Consider the following 19,332-nt stretch of genomic DNA (forward strand, 5'->3'; position numbering starts at 1 on the left):
TGGAATTCTACTTGCTGCGCTTCGAGAGCTTGCTGGTATCCCAGCGAATCCAGTTAGCACTTAAAGCCTTGTACCAAGGCACATGCCACATGTCAGTATCATCGTAACCCTTAGCCATCAGAAGCTCATTATGGGCCATCACATGCACCACCCTGAAAATGGTGGGTTCCTCACCTTCAATTAGGAGCCTAGCCTCACGCAGCTTTCTCAGTTCATCTCGAAACGGTTCCTCGCTAATTGTTGGCTCATCAAGCTTTTCAAGACGAATCAATAAACCTATGTAACGCTGCTTAAGCTGAGCATGCAGCGAGGCCATTGCCGAAGAACGCATCGTGATGTTGATGAGACTAAGTATCGCTACCATCGCCGAGGAGACGACCACAACCCAACTCGGCGCACTCTGAATAATCGCGAGCACCGCACCAGAGCCAACAATCAAGTTGAGTGCGTTCACTAAAGAATCGGAGCGCTCGTAGAATGCCTGCCTTCGCTCGTGATATCGAACAGAAGCATCTATGGCCCACGCCACATGACGTAGTTCTTCAGCCCTCACCTTCAAGGAGTTGGAAGCTCCGAGCGAGCTTTCTTTTAGTTGTTCGTCTTGATCTTCGCTCACTTTCCAATCTTCTTCGGCGGCACCGGTACCGACAAGGAAACGTTGTCTGACTTCCGAGCCCCATCATTGGGCCTAGCTCCACCGGTCAAACTGTCACGAAACGGTTGCGGTGGTTTTCGCGGGGCCGAACCGCCCTTGTTACCACCGCGTCCTGATCCATTTCCGCCCTTGTTGAAGTTCATCACTTTTTCCTCGTTTTCTTATCTGGTGGTGGGACACTATCCGAAACGTTCGTTTCACCTTTACCCTTTCCTGGTAACGAAATTTTCTCTTTAACTGTCGTATCAGGATGACGCTTAGCGTAGCTCTCCGAGACAAACTGGCCTGTCTTGGCGCTGCGGTGATTGGTAACTCGATCTTTTGACTTTTTCGACACAGCAGCGCTCCTCTCGAAAAGGCGAAGCCCGCACAAGGCGGGCTTCGCACGGACAGCCTTACTTCTTTGGCTTGGACGGCGGTGGATTGATTTCCCTCACCGTGGTCGCCGGGTGGCGCTTAGCATAGCTTTCAGTGACGAACTGACCCGTTTTCGCGCTGCGATAGTCGGGAGTCGCCGGAGGCTTCTTCGCTGACATCGGTCTTTCCTTATCGGTTGATGGCAATATGGCGCGTCTGAGCTGGTGTGAAGGGTGCCCCTTAAGGGGCACCCTTCCCCGTTACTTCTCGTTCTTTCCAGCGATTACTTGCTAGGTGCAGAACGGAAATGTGCGCATACGTGTTCCAGTCGTCCAAAACGACGACGCACGTAGGCTGTCACAAACACGGATTGACCGTTGCTCATGTCGCGCCTCCTAAAAAGCTGGAGGCGTGGTGGCCGGTGAGGAAGGAATTCGCGTGATGCTTTACGGGTACAGCGTTTAATTGCTATACTTGCCCGTCTAGCTAACGGCAACACGTTTCGTTCCACCCCCTAAGTGGTCAAGCAGCCTAATCAGCTTGCCCTCTTCGGTCCCGGCTAATCAGCGTTTGCGCGCTTCGTAGCCGCTACTGCGTTACATCTCTACACTTTAATTTCTAAGAATTTCCAAGGGCTCCGCAGACGCGGGGCCCTTTTTTGTGACCTACGACTCTATTGTACAGCAGTCAGCTTCCTGAATCAAGCGCGCTGCTGTGGATAAATTCCTTTGTTAATTTCTATACGGCACAATATGTGGGGGTCTTAAAGCACTTCCTGCCACTATTTATTCAATCTCAGCTGGTGAGATTCTATCCAAACGATAATTTAACAACTTCGGGTCAAACATATGGTGCCGCTGGCAATAAGCTAAAAGCACCTCGCTCGCTCCACTCGTAAGGCGTTCGCAGGGCCCAGGCACGACTGGCCGAATACAGCGAGCGCCGATGCCAGAACAAGGTCCTCATGCGCGTCCTCACAGCGTTGAACGACGCCAACGGCGCGGCGGTTGCCTTCGGTTCTCCAGAGCCGCCGGCAATGCTGGGGCCGATGTCCCCCGTCACCGGTTGCGCGATTGCCGTGCTATTTTTCGACCGACCCAGAGTCACATTCCCTCCCCTGTCACGACAAGGCATGGTCATGAATCGAAAAGCACTGAGCTCGACCCGCAATGCAGTCGCGGTATCCCTGCTGTTGCTGGCCACGGCGCCACTGGCGCAGGCCCAGCCGACCGGCTCGGACTTCGACCTGGTCTGTACCGGTACTGGCGAGAAGATGGAAAGCCACACCGATTACGACTGGGATTCCAAGCACCATGATTACCAGGAGCGCACGTCGGTGGGCAATGTGCAGGTCGCTGGCAGCGTGCAGGTAGAAATCCACGGTGGCGAAGGCCGCTTGCGCCTGCCCAAGAACCTGCTGCCACTGCTTACCGGTGGCGAGGGCGGCTGGTTCCCGATCCGGGACCTGGTGGTCAGCCCGGAGCGCATCCAGGGCTCGTTCAAAATCAATGGCCTCAACAAACCGAAACTTTCAATCGATCGCCGCACTGGCAGCCTGAAAATCGACGGTTCACAGACCTTCGAGGGCTCCTGCGAACCCTTCAATCCGGCCTCGACCAAGTTCTGATCCACGCCGCAGCCCGCGGTTTCGAGGATATGCGGCCGGCATCGCTGCAGGCGATGCCGGCAGTTAGCGACTATCCGCCCCCCTTGCGCAGGTCGCGTCGGCGTCCTCTGGCGCCGGCAAGCACACCCGGATGGCAACCGGGTTACCAGATCCAGCAAAAAGTTCCCGTACCCCTTTCCATACGCCGGCTCATTGTGCGATGGTACAGCATGCATTCAGTTTTGAAGGGGGCAAGCCATGAGCATTCTCGACGTGCGTCGGCTCGAGTTACCCAGCGAAGCCTTGACCGCGCTGCCGCTGCGGGGCCGCCGCGAGGTCGGGCTGTGCAAACGCGGACAGATGCGGGCGGCGCGCTTTCTTGATGCGGCCACCGCGATCTTTGCCGAGAAAGGTTACCAGCACGCCAAACTGAGCGACATCGTCGCCCGCGCCGGTGGTTCGCTGGCGACCCTGTACCGGGTTTTCGGCGACAAGGAAGGACTGGCCCACGCCATCCTCGAGCGCCATATCGAAACCCACGTCAACATGATGCATGACCTGGGGTTGTCCGAACTGCCGCCGGAGACCGCGTTGCGGCGGGTCGCCAGCCGGGTCGCCCGCAACATGGGCAAGACCGAATCGCTGGTCGTCTATCGCATCGTCATCGGCGAGGGCCAGTCGTTCCCGGCCCTGCGCAGCTGGTACTTCAGCCACGCCATCCCGATGCTGCGCAGCCAGCTGACCCAGTATTTCCAGCAGCAGGTCAAGGCCGGTGCGTTGCGGCTGCAGTCTCCCGAACAGGCCGCCAGCCAGTTCCACATGCTGCTGTTCGGTGATTTCCTGATCGCCCTGGCCAGCGGCTACGTCGAGACCGTCAACGCCGAGCAGCTGGAAGAACGCGCACTGGCCGCGGTGGAGGTGTTCCTGCGCGGGACCTCGCGCCACGCCTCGCCGGCAGCGCGGCAACACCCGCATATCCTCGCCACCAGCTGAGCGCGGAGCCGCGCTGCAGCCGATCAATCTTTTATTGACGCCGGCCTCATCTGCTCATTACCCCCGGCGGCCTAGCCTTCGCACATCCAGATCGCGGAGAGCCAGCCATGCCACGTGGTGAAAAAGACGCTTATACCGACAAGCAGAAACGCAAGGCCGAACACATCGAAGAAGGCTACGAAGACCGCGGCGTGTCCCACGACGAAGCCGAGCGCCGGGCCTGGGCTACCGTCAACAAACAGGATGGCGGTGGCAGGAAATCAGGGTCCGGCAGGGATTCGAAAAAATCGCATTGAACCGGACCAGCTGCGCGTCAGCGGGAACGGCCCGGCCACCAGCCTTGTCCGGTCATCGCATAGCGGTCAGCGGCACGCTCGAACGGGTTGCGGACGCTGACCCCGCCGCATAGCAGGTACAGCGGCAGGAACAACGGCCCCAGCAGCATGTACTGCAGCACGTGTGCCCGCTCGTGCGCGGCCAGCAGGATTGGCGGATGCTGCGCCCTGCCGGCACGGTGTTCGTAGGTCTGGCACGGGCAATCCAGGCTTGGGCCGGTGTGCAGGATGCAGTTGCCGAAGGTAATCGCCCCGCCCGGTCCCCACGGCCAGCGCTCGAACACCAGCGCCATCTCCTCACGACGCAGGCGCAGCCGGGCGCCCGCGGGCAATCCAACGAGGCCGGCCATCAGCCCGATCAGGGTGTTGGGGCTGGTCCAGAGGATCCCCAGCCCCAGCAGCAGGCCACCCCATCCGCGCCGCATGCGGTTAGTCTTCGCTGGGCATCAACAGCCACAGCAGCAGGTACACCAGGATGCCGGGGAACGCGGCCGAGGCGATCGAGACGATCACGAAGATCACCCGCAGCAGCGTGGAGCTCCAGCCGAATCGCCGGGCGATGCCACCCATGACGCCGGCGATCATGCGGTCACTGGAAGAACGAAAGAATGGCCGTGACGAATCCATGGCAAGCACCTGCTGAAAGTCGATGAAGCCAGTCTAGCGCGAAGCCGGCGATGGCCGCGTGTAGGCGTGCCGGTCCGCTGACGATGCCTGCCGCCTCGCTGCGCCGGGCATTGCCGCCTGGCGCCGCCAGGCGACAACCACGGCCTCAAGCCGAACGCTGCGCCAGCCAGCGGTGAATCGAGGACGGGACTTCACGCTGGGCCCGGCTGGAGACGTAGATGCCGATGTGGCCGCCGCGGAAGCTCAGCTCGCTGTAGTCTTCGCTGGAGACCAATGCCTGCAGCGCACGCGACGCGTCCGGCGGCACCAGGTGATCCTGCTCGGCATAGATGTTCAGCACCGGCATGTCGATGAAGCCCAGGTCGACCGCCTCCTCGCCGATGCGCACGCTGCCGTTGACCAGCCCGTTGGCCTGGTAGAACTGCTTGATGAACTGGCGGAAGGCTTCGCCGGCCAGGTCGGGTGAATCGAAGATCCACTTCTCCATGCGCAGGAAGTCCTCGACCGCTTTCTTGTTGTCGAGGATGTCGACCAGGCCCACGTACTTCTGCAGGTTGAGCCGGAATGGCTTCAGCATCAGGTAGCAGGCATTCATCATGTCCGCCGGTACGTTGCCCATCGTCTCCACCAGCAGATCCACGTCCAGTTCGCGGGTCCAGTGCGAGAGCATGTTGTCCGGGGTGTGGAAATCGACCGGGGTCACCATCGTGATCAGGTTCTTGACCTTTTCCGGATGCAGCGCGGCGTAGCACAGCGAGAATGCCCCGCCCTGGCAGATGCCGAGCAGGTTGATCGCGTCCAGCCCGTACGCATCGCGCAGGTGGTCGACCGCGCCGTCGATGAACCGATTGATATAGTCGTCCAGCTCCAGGAAACGATCCGAACGATCCGGATAGCCCCAGTCGATGATGTAGACATCCTCGCCCTGCGCCAGCAGGCCGCGGACCAGCGAGCGATCGTCCTGCAGATCGACCATGTACGGTCGGTTGACCAGCGCATAGGCGATCAGCAGCGGCACCCTGGCGGTGGGTGCGGTGGCGCCGATGAACCGGTACAGCACCACCTTGCCGTCGCGCCACACTTCCTGCTTGCCGGTGGCGCCGTAGTGGACATCGTCGACTTCCGGCAGCACCTGCAGGCCGGCACTGAGCTTCTGCTGGGTAACCCGGGCTTCTTCGGCCAGGCCGTCGACGCTGAAATTGAGCGGACTGTTGTTGGGCGGGCTCATCGACGCGATCCCCTGGCCGGCTTGCCGGCCTGGTTACGCGCCACCCAATCCTTCACCGATGAGGTAGCTGCCGCGGGCCTGGTCTTCGCGCTTTTGCTTTTGCCCGCGGTCGCTGCGGTGGAACGCGATCTGGTCGCCGCTGGCGCGGCGGCTTTCTTGGTCGCCGTGGCGGTGGTGTTGCGGCTGGCGCTGGCACGCTTGCCGGTGGCAGCGCGCTTGGATGGTGCTGCCGGCGCCTTCGCCGGTTTGCTCGCTGGCGCCGGTTTCGCCCGGCTGGCGGTCTTGCCGGCTTTCTTGACAGCCTTGGCCTTGCCGGCAGGCTTGGCCACCGATCTTGCCGCGGCCGGCCGACTGCGCGGCCGTGGCGCATTGGCCGCTGCCGGGCGCTGGGAAGTTTCCCCACCGGCACCGGTCCCGGCCGCACGCGCCTGGCGGCGCAACAACCGCTCCAGCTCGACAATCTTGCGGTGCGCGGCATCGACTTCGGTACGGGTCGGCACGCCCAGCAGACCGCACAGCTGTTCGGTCTCGCGCTGCACTGCCAGTCTCACCCGCATCTGCGCGTTGGTCATTGCGCCGTATACATGGCGGAATTCATCGGTCATCGCGATCTCGGCATAGCTCTGCTCGGCCGCATCAATCCACAGATCGAACAACCCGCGCGCGCTGGTGATCTGCTTGTCCGGCTCGGCGTGTTGCGCCAGCAGTGCCTCGAAATGCTTGAACGCGCCATCGGCGGTCTTCAGCATCAACGCGTTGAACTCATTGGAATGGCGCTGGTACTCCTGTTGCGCCAGCGCCAGTGCCTGCCAGCGTTCCTGATGCTCGCGGGACAGGCCAAAGGTCGGCGCATGCAGCCAGCGCGCGTTTTCACGCTCAAGCGCCTCGATATAGGGCCGCGCCTGCTGCATCCATTGCTCCATTCCCTGGCCGCCGCCCTGCCCCAGCATCGAGCGGAAATGCCCGGCAAACGCTTCCGGGCCGGCACCGCCGCCCAGCGCTTCACGCCAGGCCTGGGCGATGTCGGCCGGCGCCTGCTGCTGGCCAGCGAACTGAGCCGCGACCTGCTGCATCTGCGCATACCACTGGCCGGCCTGGTGCTGGATGCGATCGACCGCGTCCTGCAATGGGTTGGCCGGCTTGGGCATGAATTGCGACCAGAAGCCCATCGCCTGCTGCTGCCAGTCCGGCGTCATTGACGGTGCAGGCGCTGGCGCAATGCCGGCCTGGCGCAGGGCATCGCCCCACAAGGTCCAGTATTGCCTGGCGACGTTGTCCAGATCGCCCGGCCAAGATGATGCGGAATTGATCATGAGCCCTCCTGTGCTGATTGATTCTAGGCGTTCAACACAGCATCGGGGAAATAAACGGCGCCGATGTGACAGTTCAGGGTTTGGGGATGCGCAATGTACGGCTGATCATCAGCGTGCCGGACAGCGCGTACAACAGCACCAGCGGATGCAGCAGCCACGGTCCGACCTTGATGCTGCCCAGCCACAGCTGTCCACCCAGATGGCCGCCATAAGCGGCAATGGCCAGCACGATCACCAGCAGCAGGCTGGTCGGAATCGGCGTGCCTTCGAAATAGCGGACCTTGGCGTCTTCGCCGGCCAGGCTTTCGGCGGTGACGTTGTAGCGCGCCAGCCGGCTGACCCCGCAACCGACGAAGTACGACAGCACCACCCAGTCCCAGCCACCCTGCATACCGCAGGCGTAAGCCAGCGCCGCCGGGGCGACGCCAAAAGAAATCACGTCTGCCAGCGAATCCAGTTCCCGGCCCAGCACCGACTGCTGCTTGCGCCAGCGGGCAACCCGGCCGTCCAGCGCATCCAGCACGAATGCCAGCGGAATCAGGCTCATGCCGATCATCAGATCCGAGATCACGCCTTCCTGCAGGAACCGCATCGAGGCAAAGATGGCGCCGGTACCGCAGAAGGCATTGCCGAGGGTGAACCAGTCAGCCAGCTGGAAGTCGCGAATCAGGGAAAAGTGGCGAGCCATGCAGATGCACCGGAATGTGAAGCCAACAGACTGCCAAGCTCCCCGGGTTTCAGCAAGTCATTGCAACTGCGGCAGCTTCAGCTGCGCCGCCTGCAGCGTGCCCTGCCCGCGTGGCTGGCTGGCGATGACGCTGTCGCCGGCCACCCGGCCACGACCATCCAGCTGGGCGTCAATCTGATCCAGCGCCGCGTACATGTACGGCAGCAGCGGCACGTATCGGCTGCCGTAATCCGGCAGCGCCAGGAACCCATCGAAATGCTGCGCATGGCGCACCTGCCAATAACTCACTGGACGCCCGGAGGCCTGCGCCATCACCACATACGGCGCACTGCTGAACGCCGGCGGGATCAGCCCGTCATCGGTGCCATGCACGACCACCACCGGCAGTCCAGCCCGCGGCAAGCCAGCCTTCACTTCGGCGATGCCGGCCCTGACCCGGGCGGCATCGGCGCCGTCGCCGGTGCTCAGGCCGCGCAGGCATTGCAGGCCGGCCAGTGTCGGGTCGGCTCCGCCCAGCTGTGGATCGATGATGCCGACGCCGGCCCCGGGCGGGATGCCGCTGCCTTCGGCCCACCAGTTGCCGCGCTCGGCGGCGGTCGCCGGCCGGGCACTGAAATCGGGATTCTGCGCGGAAAAACCAAAACCACAGGGATGCTCGCCGACGCCATAGCGGCCGTAGCTGGACGCATAGGTCACCGCAATCGCCCGCCATACGTCGAAACCGACGTTCAACGCCCCGGCCACCAGTGCTTCATCGCTCCAGCCGGCATCGCGCAGTTGCTGGTATGCCGAAGCCGCCTGCGCGGCGATGTTGTCGCCACCGATCTGGCCTGCGGCCTTCAGGCTGGCGCAACGGGCGCTCCAGGCCGGCTCGGCCTGCGCCCGCAACGGCGGTTGTGGCAGCCGTTCGGCCGGCAGATGCAGCAGCGCGCACGGCATCAGCAGTGCGGCCTCGGTGACATAGTCATAAAGGTCGCGGCTGCCATGGCCGTCAATCTGGATGTTCGGCTCGCCGGCGACCACCGCATCCAACCAGTCACCGTCCAGCTCGGCCGCGCGCAACACCGCGCCACCGCCGTTGGAAATGCCGGTGGCAATGATCCGGGTATTGTCGAAACGGAATGGCGCTGCGTGCGGATACTGTTGATCCAGCACCGACAGGGCGAATTCGGCAGCTTGTTTGACGTGGCGGCCCCAGTCTGCCTCGGGGTTGTCCTGCGAATGCGCATGCTTGACCGCAACCCCACTGGCCGCTGTCGCTGCCTGCGGCGCGAACGCCAGCGCGGCCTCGTCGGCGCCAGCCACGGTGCCGTCCTCGCGACTGCCGACGCGCGCATCCAGATCAAAGTAATCGCTGCCGGCGCCCTTGTCGGTGTAGACCACCGCGCAGCCCTTCGGCAACGCCCACGGTGCGGCCACCGCAATCGCGCCATAGACGCCACGCGAGCCCGACGAAGCCGCCACCACCACGCAGCGCTTGCCGGTGTCGAAGGCATCCGGCAGCTGCATCAGCACGCGGTGCGGTTGCGCGGCGCCGGGCAGGCTCAACAGGCTCGAGAATTCGCGGCCGGGGATCCTGGCCACGCTGCCGTAGACCTGGCCATAGCCACCGGTCGCCGACAGGTCGGCGATACCGCGCCAGTTGCTCCAGATCGCCCGCCGCCGCAGTTCCGACGCGGTCGGATGTTCGGGATCGGCGAAGGCCGGCGCGGTCATCGCCCGCAGGCCATCCAGTCCCAGGCCGGCGCTCAGCAGATCATCGTCACCGCGGTGTTCTGTCATGCTTGGTGCTTGCACCATCGGGATTGCCGCCTTGTCGGTCATGGGGTGGGTGCCGGCGTCGGTGCTGGCGCAGCCACCCAGGCATGCGACCAGCAGCATGCTGGCGAACATCGACAGACCCGAGCGCTGCGGTAAGGATGACATCGACAAATCCCCTGCTTGGCAATACCTGCACGCTACCGGATTGGCCCGCGCCGATCATCGTACTTTGGTACCACGTAGGGTCCAAGCCAACTTGCTACGCTAGGCTCCCCACCCGCAGGAAGCCAGCATGAGCCGCCACACCATCCTGATCACCGGCGCCGCCAACCCCAGTGGCATTGGCGCCAACATCGCCAGCGAACTGGCCAAGGCCGGTCACCACGTCATCATCAGTGATCTGCAGCTGCAGGCCTGCCAGCAGGTGGCGCAGCAGATCCAGCAGGCCGGTGGCTCGGCCGAAGCGGTCGCCCTGGACGTCACTTCCGATGCCAGCGTCGAGGCCGCGCTGGCCGCGATCTCGCGCCCGGTCGATGTGCTGGTCAACAACGCCGGCTTGCAATTCGTTTCACCGTTGCAGGACTTCCCGATGCAGAAATGGGATTTCCTGGTCCAGGTGATGCTGGTCGGGGTCGCCCGGCTGACCCGCGCAGTGTTGCCCGGCATGCGCGAACGCGGCTTTGGCCGCATCATCAACATCGGCAGCATCCACGCGCTGGTCGCCAGTCCGTACAAGAGCGCCTACGTGGCAGCCAAGCATGGGCTGGTCGGATTTTCCAAGGTCATCGCGCTGGAAACCGCCGACAGCGACATCACCATCAACACGATCTGCCCGAGTTACGTCAAAACCCCGTTGGTGGAAAAGCAGATCGCCGATCAGGCGCGTACCCGCGGCATCGCCGAATCGGAAGTGATCAGCGAAATCATGCTCAAGCCGATGCCGAAAGGCGTGTTCATCGAAATGGACGAACTGGCTGGCACTACCGCCTTCCTGGCATCGCCGGCAGCGCGCAACATCACCGGCCAGACCCTGGTGCTGGACGGCGGCTGGACCGCGCAATAACCCATGCCACGCCTGCTGATTGCCGATGACCACCCGCTGTTCCGGGCCGCGCTGCGTGGAGCCGCCAGCGATGCAGTAGCACAGTTGTCGGTGCGCGAAGCCGATTCGCTGGATGGGGTGCTGGCGGCTCTTGAAGCCGATCAGGACACCGACCTCGTGTTACTGGATCTACATATGCCGGGCAATCACGGACTGGCCGGGCTGGCGGCGATCCGCGCCCAGTATCCGGCGGTGGCGGTGATCGTGGTCTCGGCCAATGACGACCCGCGGGTGGTCAGGCGCGCGCTGGATCATGGCGCGGCCGGTTATCTGCCCAAGAGCGCCGGACTGGACGAGCTGCGCGATGCCATCCGCAGTGTGCTGGCCTGTGAACAGTGGCTGCCTGCATCGCTGCGCGCGGCCGTGGCGCGGGCGCAATCCTCGCAGCACGACACCGCACTGGCCTCGCGCCTGGCCAGCCTGTCGCCGCAGCAGTTCCGGGTGCTGACCCTGGTCGCCAAAGGGCTGTTGAACAAACAGATCGCCGACCAGCTGGATGTACAGGAACGCACGGTCAAGGCGCATCTGTCGGCGATCTTCGAGCGTCTGGATGTGCGCAACCGGACCCAGGCCAGCGTGGTCCTGCGTGAGCTCGAATTGAGCGATCCGGCACGACAACTGGAAGCATGAGTCAAGTGTTTCATCGCCTGCATCCGGGCCGGTCAATTTTTGACCAATGTTCTTGACACGCTTGCGGCACAAGCGCGGCAGCCGCTTATCCACATGTTTGCCGACAACTCATCCACATCGGTTGTGGACAAACTTTTTTCTAGGTTAATCATGTTCCACGCATGTGGAACAGAACGTTCGCGCAGACAAAATCGGCTGGTCAATAATTAGCCAAACAGCTTGACACGATTGCGGCACAAGGCGCGCAGACGGTTATCCACATGCTTTGCCGAATTCCATCCACACCCACTGTGGACAACCCCGCAGGCGCCCGGCCAGACACTGCTCAAAGTCGCTGCCAGCGATAGATCCTGTGATCGGCCAAGGCCAGCATTGCCTGATCTTCGGCGGTGTCGCCGTAAGCGTGGATTGCCGCGAACTCATGTCGGTCCAACTCAGCCAGCACACGCCGCGGCTTTTCCTCCGCCACGCACTGCCGACCGGCATAGGCACCAGTCAAGCGATCACCGCGCTGTTGCAGCGACGAGCAGATCAGCTGCAGTTGATGCTGCCGGCACCAAGGGGCGAGATAGCTATCCAATGCGCCGGATACGACTATCACGGTATCGCCGCGGGCCTGGTGCCAGGCGATACGTTGCATCGCCACCGGTCTCAACAGACCCGGGATGATCTCGCGAGCGTAATCCTGGCCGCGTTGCCGCACCTGCTCCGCTGAAACACCCTGGAACGCGAAGCGTATCGCTGCTGCGCGCAGCAGCGATGGATTGACCACACCGGCACGATAGCCAAGCACCAGTGGCGCGAAGCACGGCACACCAAGCCATCGGCGCAATGGATGGGCGGAAAAGCGCAGAAAATCGGCGAAGGTTTCCCGCGTGGTGATGGTGCCATCGAAATCGAACAGGGCCAGATCCATCGGCGACGTCGTTGTTTCCCTTGGCCCTGCAGCTTAGCGCATCCTCCTGGCTGGCCAGGGCCTGGGCAACGCCTCACCTGACGTCACTGGTCCTACGCGTAACGACGGAAAATTCGCCACGCCGCTCGCTGCTACGGCTGGCCACGGCAGCTCAGGCCCAGCGCGTTCACCAGACTGCTGCTGCGCCCGGTCAGACCGTGCGCCGGTCGGTCGTGCTCGCAGCTGGCTTCCTGTTTGCGGCCGCCATGATCCCGTCCGGTCGCGCTCAACAGGCGGCCTTCACCCACAACTTCGCCGGCACCGCGCAATGGTTTGCAGACGGCCTGGATCTGATCGACGTAAACGCCACTGCCACTGGCCAGGCCGCTGACCGCTTCGCCTTCGTCGCAGCGCTGCTGGAAAACACCGCCACCAGTGCCGCCTGCCGCACCACGTGCGATCACTTCGGAGATCCAGCGACCTTCAGCATCCACTTTCACGCATAACGGGCTGACCATATCGACGTGCCAGCCGGAACGTCCTTCGATGCCGGCCATCACTTCGTCGCTATGACATGACAGATCGAACGAACCACCATCGCCACCGCCATGGACCTCAGTCGTCGATAGCTGGAAGTATGGATACTCGTTGACCGGATCGTTGCTGCGGCAGAGCAGTCCCAGCGAGTCGATCAGGCCACCAGCACGTCCATACAGGGCGCGGCCGACACCGTCGAAGGCGCAGCGGCGCGTGGGCTGCCACCCGCCACCAGCACCACCGATCGGGGCCAGCGCGGTGATCGGCCCGGTCCTGCGCGAAGCACTGGCGAAGGGCGCGCATTCGAGCTGTACCTGATCGACCAGCGCACCTGAGCGTCCGGCCATGCCGACCACCGCCTGGTTCCGGGGACAGCTGGTTTCGAAGCCGGAGCCCGCCGGCAACCCGGCGACCTGCCGGTTGCCGGGCTGGCCCTGCCAGTTGCCCGCCGCATCCACGCGCACGCAGCGCGGACCGATCTGGCTGAGCACCTGGATGCTGGTGCCATGGACACCGGCCAGTACTTCGTCATTGGCGCATTCGAGCTTGAACACGCCGCCGCCGGCACCGCCGATGGTGCTGGTCCATTCGGCACCGACTACCGCCATGTCACCGCTGGTTATCCGCACCATCCGGGCTTCGGAAGGCACGCCCTTGTCGTTGACGACAAACAACAGGTAATAGCCTGGCGGCACTACTGCGCTACTGTCCGGAATCTTGGCCGCCAGATCCGCGCCATGCTGCTCGTGCGCGAGCACGATGCGACGCTGATCGAAATTGAACGAATGAGTCACCGAACCGCTGCGGATCAGCACCACCTGTGAAACCGGCCTGCTATCGGCCATGGCAATCAACAACTCTTCGCCCGGCGTCAGTACCCTGGTTGCTGCCTTCAGCTGCGGTCGACGGGCCAGCCGGCCGCGTTCATCGAACAGATACGCCGGCAGATAGCGTTCGGCATTGACGTTGAGCAGCGGCCCGGGTGCGCCGCCACCCGCTACCAGCACCGTCGCGTCCGGCAACAACAAGGCGGTCGAATGGTACATGCGTGGCAAGGTGCCGCTGGCGCCCTGGCTCCAGCTGTCGGTCTTCGGGTCCCAGAGCTCGGCGCTGTTGTTGGCACCCGTAAGCACACTGTCACCACGGCCGCCGCCGGTCACCAGCACCTTGCCATCCGGCAGTACCGTGCCATTGCCCCAGAAACGCGGGCTGGACACCGGCGCGCTCTCGAGCACGCGTGGATTGGGCCGGTTGATCGACAAGCGCGCGACCCGCTCGCTCAGCGCGCCCACCTGCAGGATCTGGCCGGGTGCATACATCACCGCGGTGGCCCCATCGCCGGTGAATCCGGTGGCCAGATCATCCAGCCGCTGGACATGGCCCTCGCCCTGCGCATCGAGCCAGAACATCCGCCCTTCCGTGTCCAGTCCGAACAGACGGTTGTCGACCGCAAGGAAGCCGCGTGGATACCAGTAGCGGAAGCCGTAAGTGGGTGCGTTGCGCAGCAGCGAGAATTCGCCATCAACCGAACGCACTTCCGGCAGATCGACACCTCCGCTTCCGCCCATGATCAAGGTGCGGGCATCGGCCATGGTGGTTACGGTGCCGTACCAGCGTGGGCGATTCATGTTGTTGCCTGCGCACATCGAACCGCCATCGGCCGCCAGCAGCACCGAGTTGTCGTTGGGCTGGTTCAGCGATCTTACTTTTTCACCTTCTACCGTGGGCTCTGGCGTTATATCGCCGCCCGCGATGAACAGCTCACCGCTGCCCGGCAACAGCGTCTGCGCGCTGCAGAACACATCGGTGTCGGTGGTGTTGTCCAGGGTCAGGTGGCCACTGTCCAGCGAACGGGTCTTGGGATTCCAGATGTCATAGATGAACTTGCCGGTCTGGGTACCCATGCCGTCGGTACCGTAAGTGGCGACGCGTCCGTCCGGCAACAGCGCCGCGTGGATGGCGATCAATGGCCAGGGCTTGTCCTTCAACCACAGCCCATCGATATGTGGCAGCAGCTTGCCGGGCGCGGCCGGAGATGGCGCCTGCAGATCCAGCCGATCGCGCCTGTCCGCCGCCAACCAGTACGACGCGCGTTCGTGCCAGCTGGCAAGCGCAAGCGCTGGCGGTTCAATCGATGCGGCTCCCGCGCCGACGCCGTCCCCGTCATCGGCGCCCGGCCGGATGTCCCGGATTCCGTCAACCGGCCCCTCGCCGGCAGACGTCGAAAGGTCGCTGGCTTCGGCGTCTGGATCCGGATCGATGATCAGTACGGCTGCCGTCGCGGCGACCGAGATCGACAACGCCAGTGCAAGTAAAGAACGAAAGTTTTTTGATTTGTGCGGGGGACGACGCGGCGACATCGATGGTCTCTGTATCCAGGGGGTCGATGCATCGGTCCAGCGATGACCTGCTTCAGCGCAAGCCACGACAGAACCAGACCTGTCGTGATCGACAGCTGGTCGGCAGCACACAGGCGCTGGCGTTCAAAGGTCCCGGCGTTCGCCGACTGGACGCGATGCTTCTACTGGATAAAACGCATACCAGCGGTGGCGCGGACATGCAGGCACAACAAGTGACAGCCTTCACGTCACAAAGATGCCGCACTAGAGACGCGAATAACGCCACGACAGCATGCGTCCATCGCGATACGGCATGACGCCGTGGAATGCACGTGGATCATCGTCGAATACCAGTGGCAGAAAGTGACGATCACCATCCCACAATGGCAACTGCATGATGTCCTTGACCGCTTTCCATTCCAGTGTGCCTTCCGGATTGCGCTCCAGCGGCGTGCCACTGAAACCGCGGATGAGGAACACGAAGCCCAGCCAGTCCTCACCGTGTTTGCCGAATCCGGGCCAGCTGATGGTGCCGCGCAATTGCATATCGGTACATTCGATCGCCGCCTCTTCGCGGATTTCGCGACGCATGCCGCTGACCACATCCTCATCGGCCTCGATCTTGCCACCCAGACCGTTGTACTTGCCCAGATGCTGGTCATCCGGCCGCGCGTTGCGGTGGATCAGCAACACCTGTGAAGCGTCGGCGGACAATACGTAGCCGAGCGTGGCGACAATCGGGGTATACGGCATGCGGTTCTCGGTTGTAAAAAACGGCAGGCGAAGTGTAGCGGCCGCCGCAGTGGCCTGTCGCGTCGGTGCCCGCAGCTGCAACCGCTCACGGGTGGCTGGAATGACGCTGTGCGGACAGCAGCCGGTCCAGCACCGACTTCAGCGCCAAAGGCCGCACCGGCTTGGCCAACAACGACAGATCCGCCTCCTGCACCGCGCGGCGCACGCCGGCGCTGTCGTCGGCGCTGAGGATCAGGCAGGGTCGCGGTCCGAACCGATCCGCCAGCCGTCGCATCAGGACGACGCCGGTATCGCCGTTGTCCAGGTGATAGTCGAACAACCACGCATGCGCCGGGTGTCGTGCCAGTAACGCCGCCGCGCTGCCGTGGTCATGCGCGGTCAGCACCACGCAGCCCCAGCCTTCCAGCACACTTCGCAGCGCCTGCAAGGCAGTCGGATCATTGTCGACCGCGAGGATGACGCTGCCAGCCAGGCCCGCCAACGGCGTTGCATCACCCGAGCGGGCGATGCCGGCGTCGAATGGCATCGCCACCCGCGCTACGCTGACCGCGAACATCGAACCGCGCCCGCTGCTGCTGGCTACGCTCAACGGCGCATGCAGCAACTGGCTGATCCGTTCGGCAATCGAAAGCCCCAGGCCCAGGCCCTGCCCCCCCGCATGTTCGCCACGGCGGAATTCTTCGAAAATCAACCCGCGCTCGGCGTCATCGATGCCGGGGCCGGTGTCCAGTACCTGCAGCTGGATGCAATCACCCTGTCGGCGCGCGCCCAGCAATACCTCGCCGTGGCGGGTGTAGCGCACGGCGTTGGCGAGGAAATTCTGCAGGATGCGACGCAGCAGTTGCGGGTCGCTGTGCACCCAGGCCTGACTGCGCCGGTAGCGGAAGCGCAGGCCATGTTCGCGTGCCAGCACGGAAAACTCCGAAGCCAGCGGATCCAGCACTTCGGCCAATGGAAAATCACGCGGTTCCGGCACCAGTCCACCGGCTTCCAGCCGTGACATGTCCAGCAGGCCGGTCAGCAGACCGCTGGTCGAATCCAGCGCACCGCGGATCTGCGCCACCGATTCGCGTTGACGTGGCTCCTGGACCTGCTGGGCCAGGCCGTCGATGAATAGATGCGCCGCATGCAGCGGCTGCAGCAGATCGTGGCCGATGGCGGTCAGGAAGCGGCTCTTGGCATCGTTGGCGTGCTCGGCATCGCGCTTGGCGGTTTCCAGCAGCTCGGTGCGCTGGTGCACGCGCTGCTCGAGGGTTTCGTTGGCGCGCTTGAGGTCGCGTTCGGCATGCCGCGAAGCGGTGACATCGGTATAGGTGGCCACGAAGCCACCGCCCGGCATCGGGTTGCCACGTATTTCGATGATGCTGCCATCCGGAAACACCCGTTCGGTCAGATGCGGGGTGCCGGCGCGCATGTATGCCAGGCGTCGTTCCAGAGCGCGCTCGTCGTGGCCGCGATGCGGCAGGCGCTGCAGGGCCAGGCGGGTCAGATCCGCAATCGGCCGGCCAACCTGCAGGTACTCGGCGGGGAAATCGAAGATTTCCGCATAGCGCCGGTTCCAGGCCACCAGCCGTTGTTCGCGATCGACCACGCTGATGCCCTGACTCATGTTGTGCAATGCCGCTTCCAGCACCTGCTGGTTGAAGCGCAGGTCCTGCGATACCTCACCTACTATCGCTGCCACCGTTTCCAGCTCGCCGGTTTCGCGACGCGCGGCATCCAACAGCAGGCGCGCCGACGCCGCGCCCAGTACCGCCGACAGTTCGCGTTCCAGCCGCGACTCGGTCTCCGCCGGCACCGGACCACTGGCTGGCGCCGTGGCCAATAATTCGTCGACCCGTTCACGCGAGAGGAAGCGGCGTCCGGCTTGCCACAAGGTGTTGCGATCCAGATTGCGCCGCGCCGGATGCGGTGATTCGCGCCGCCACGCGGTTGCCAGCAGAGTCACCACGGTGCCGGTGAACAGGCTGGCGCCGACTGCCCGGCCGAGCGGGCTCCAGCCGGTCAAGCCGAACAGCCCCGACGGTGACAGCCATGACTGCCCCAGCGGACCCGCATCGACCCATGCCGGCGCGTGCCCTGCCGCCTGCAACAGCATCGGCAGCAGCATCACCCAGGCCCACGCCGCGAAACTGGCCAATACACCCGCCACCGCTGCCAGCGGCGGGGTGTTGGGTCGCCAGACCGCAAAGCCGAGCACCGGCACCAGCGTGGCCAGCGCCGAAAACGACACCGCGCCGACATCGGCCAGCGCGTCATTGCCACTGAGCAGGCGACTGTAGGCCCAGGCCAGCAACATGATCACGGCGATGCCGCCGCGCCGCAGTGCCAGCAGTGCACCCCGTTGATCGGCGCCGCCACTGCGTGACCAGACCCCGCGCAACAGCCCCGGCGCAAACCAGTGATTGCCGATCATCAAACTCAGAGTCAACGTGCTGACCACGACCATGCCGGTGGCCGCGCTCAGGCCACCGAGGAAGGCGAACAGCGCCAGTCCTTCATTGCCCTGCGAAAACGGCAGCGCCAGCGCGTACATGTCCGAGGGTACCGATGATCCCAGCGTCGACAGGCCGGCACGGGCCAGCGGCAAAGTCGGCAACGCGATCAATATCAGATACAGCGGAAACAGCCAGCGTGCGGTGCGCACGTGGCGCTCATCACGGCACTCGACCACGCCGACGTGGAACTGGTGCGGCAGGATGAACATCGCCAATGCACCCAGCAGCACCAGCGGTGCGAAACCGGTCGCCGGCGGCTGTGGCGCGGCGACCGCCGGCACACGCGGCAGATCGCCCAGTTGCAGCCAGACAAACACACCCAGCGCCAGCATCGCCACCAGCTTGAAGAGCGATTCGAAGGCCATTGCCAGCACCAGCCCGCGGTTGTGTTCGGCGGCACTGGCGCGACGGGTGCCGAACAGCATCGCGAACAGCGCCATCGCCAACGCCACGTACAACGCGCTGTCGCCCCAGAACGGTGGCGATTCGACCGGGTCGAACGAATGCAGGGTCAGGGTCGCGAAGCTCATCGCCACCGCTTTCAACTGCAGGGCGATATAGGGAATCAGACCCAGTGCGGCGACCAGGGTCACCGTCGCCGCCAGCCAGGCGTCGCGCCCGAGCCGGGTGGCGATCAGATCCGCCAGCGATGTGGCATTGCTCTCGCGGGCCAGGCGCACCAGCCGCATCATGAAGGCGACCGCCAGCGCGTAGAACACGATCGCGCCAAGAAACGTCGGCGGCAACGGCCAGCCGTAACGCGCGGCCTGGGTGACCGTGCCGTAGAACGTCCACGAGGTGCAGTGCACGGCCAGCGAGAGCGCATACACGTAGCGCCAGTGGCGGGCGAACACCGCCGCCTTGCGCTCGCCATACAGGGCGGTGCCGAACATCAACGCCAGCCACGCCACCCCGGCCAGGGCCACCGCCCACAAGCTCAACATGTCCGGTTGCCGTTCCCGCGTCGCTGCATCATCAGCCTCTCCCCTGCTGCGCGCAGGATAAACCAGAAGGC

At 63.8% G+C, this 19,332-nt stretch carries 15 protein-coding genes and 1 pseudogene; 5 read left to right on the forward strand and 11 right to left on the reverse strand.

What is annotated here, in order from left to right:
• Nucleotides 1–7 precede the first annotated feature (7 nt).
• Nucleotides 8–616: a hypothetical protein gene (locus ABB29_RS10290; protein ID WP_157062602.1), complete on the reverse strand. Its 609-nt coding sequence runs from the start codon at nt 614–616 to the stop codon at nt 8–10.
• Nucleotides 617–2,150: 1,534 nt separating this feature from the next.
• On the opposite strand from ABB29_RS10290, the gene ABB29_RS10295 reads away from it, so the two are divergent.
• The 3 genes and pseudogenes from ABB29_RS10295 to ABB29_RS10305 all read left to right on the forward strand — a co-directional run.
• On the forward strand, nt 2,151–2,639 hold the full coding sequence (locus tag ABB29_RS10295; protein WP_157062603.1) for a hypothetical protein: 489 nt from the start codon (nt 2,151–2,153) through the stop codon (nt 2,637–2,639).
• Between the two features lie 237 nt (nt 2,640–2,876).
• Nucleotides 2,877–3,611, forward strand: a complete 735-nt coding sequence (locus tag ABB29_RS10300) for a TetR/AcrR family transcriptional regulator (RefSeq protein ID WP_057658732.1) — start codon at nt 2,877–2,879, stop codon at nt 3,609–3,611.
• A gap of 107 nt (nt 3,612–3,718) precedes the next feature.
• Nucleotides 3,719–3,898, forward strand: a pseudogene (locus tag ABB29_RS10305) (HupB); the annotation flags it as partial.
• A gap of 26 nt (nt 3,899–3,924) precedes the next feature.
• Here ABB29_RS10305 and ABB29_RS10310 read toward each other — a convergent pair.
• The 6 genes from ABB29_RS10310 to ABB29_RS10335 all read right to left on the reverse strand — a co-directional run bounded on the left by ABB29_RS10310 (nt 3,925) and on the right by ABB29_RS10335 (nt 9,728).
• Nucleotides 3,925–4,371: a hypothetical protein gene (locus ABB29_RS10310; RefSeq protein ID WP_057658734.1), complete on the reverse strand. Its 447-nt coding sequence runs from the start codon at nt 4,369–4,371 to the stop codon at nt 3,925–3,927.
• Between the two features lie 4 nt (nt 4,372–4,375).
• Nucleotides 4,376–4,573, reverse strand: a complete 198-nt coding sequence (locus tag ABB29_RS10315) for a PspC domain-containing protein (RefSeq protein WP_057658735.1) — start codon at nt 4,571–4,573, stop codon at nt 4,376–4,378.
• Nucleotides 4,574–4,718: 145 nt separating this feature from the next.
• Nucleotides 4,719–5,801 (reverse strand): class III poly(R)-hydroxyalkanoic acid synthase subunit PhaC, encoded by a 1,083-nt coding sequence (locus ABB29_RS10320; RefSeq protein ID WP_057658737.1) that lies wholly within the window; start codon nt 5,799–5,801, stop codon nt 4,719–4,721.
• Nucleotides 5,798–7,114, reverse strand: a complete 1,317-nt coding sequence (gene phaE / locus ABB29_RS10325) for a class III poly(R)-hydroxyalkanoic acid synthase subunit PhaE (protein WP_057658739.1) — start codon at nt 7,112–7,114, stop codon at nt 5,798–5,800. Before phaE ends, ABB29_RS10320 begins: the two co-directional genes overlap by 4 nt.
• Nucleotides 7,115–7,187: 73 nt before the next feature.
• On the reverse strand, nt 7,188–7,802 hold the full coding sequence (locus tag ABB29_RS10330) for a CDP-alcohol phosphatidyltransferase family protein (protein WP_057658740.1): 615 nt from the start codon (nt 7,800–7,802) through the stop codon (nt 7,188–7,190).
• A gap of 57 nt (nt 7,803–7,859) precedes the next feature.
• Nucleotides 7,860–9,728 (reverse strand): 3-hydroxybutyrate oligomer hydrolase family protein, encoded by a 1,869-nt coding sequence (locus ABB29_RS10335; protein ID WP_083487781.1) that lies wholly within the window; start codon nt 9,726–9,728, stop codon nt 7,860–7,862.
• 127 nt (nt 9,729–9,855) lie between these two features.
• Between ABB29_RS10335 and ABB29_RS10340 the strand changes: the two genes are divergently transcribed.
• A complete protein-coding gene (locus ABB29_RS10340; protein ID WP_057658742.1) occupies nt 9,856–10,626 on the forward strand; it encodes a 3-hydroxybutyrate dehydrogenase in 771 nt (256 codons plus the stop codon).
• A gap of 3 nt (nt 10,627–10,629) precedes the next feature.
• Complete coding sequence (locus ABB29_RS10345; protein ID WP_057658743.1) at nt 10,630–11,295, forward strand: response regulator transcription factor; 666 nt, start codon at nt 10,630–10,632, stop codon at nt 11,293–11,295.
• Between the two features lie 325 nt (nt 11,296–11,620).
• Here the strand turns inward: ABB29_RS10345 and ABB29_RS10350 are convergent, their stop codons facing one another.
• The 4 genes from ABB29_RS10350 to ABB29_RS10365 form a co-directional block, all read right to left on the reverse strand.
• On the reverse strand, nt 11,621–12,211 hold the full coding sequence (locus ABB29_RS10350) for an HAD family hydrolase (RefSeq protein WP_057658744.1): 591 nt from the start codon (nt 12,209–12,211) through the stop codon (nt 11,621–11,623).
• A gap of 131 nt (nt 12,212–12,342) precedes the next feature.
• Nucleotides 12,343–15,087 carry a galactose oxidase-like domain-containing protein gene (locus tag ABB29_RS10355; protein ID WP_083487783.1) on the reverse strand — a complete coding sequence of 915 codons (2,745 nt, stop codon included), beginning with the start codon at nt 15,085–15,087 and terminating at the stop codon, nt 12,343–12,345.
• Nucleotides 15,088–15,330: 243 nt separating this feature from the next.
• Nucleotides 15,331–15,819: an NUDIX hydrolase gene (locus ABB29_RS10360; RefSeq protein WP_057658748.1), complete on the reverse strand. Its 489-nt coding sequence runs from the start codon at nt 15,817–15,819 to the stop codon at nt 15,331–15,333.
• Nucleotides 15,820–15,904: 85 nt separating this feature from the next.
• Complete coding sequence (locus ABB29_RS10365; RefSeq protein WP_057658750.1) at nt 15,905–19,261, reverse strand: hybrid sensor histidine kinase/response regulator; 3,357 nt, start codon at nt 19,259–19,261, stop codon at nt 15,905–15,907.
• Nucleotides 19,262–19,332: the final 71 nt, after the last annotated feature.

The sequence above is a fragment of the Pseudoxanthomonas dokdonensis genome, from assembly GCF_001431405.1.
In the GTDB taxonomy this organism is placed as follows: domain Bacteria; phylum Pseudomonadota; class Gammaproteobacteria; order Xanthomonadales; family Xanthomonadaceae; genus Pseudoxanthomonas_A; species Pseudoxanthomonas_A dokdonensis.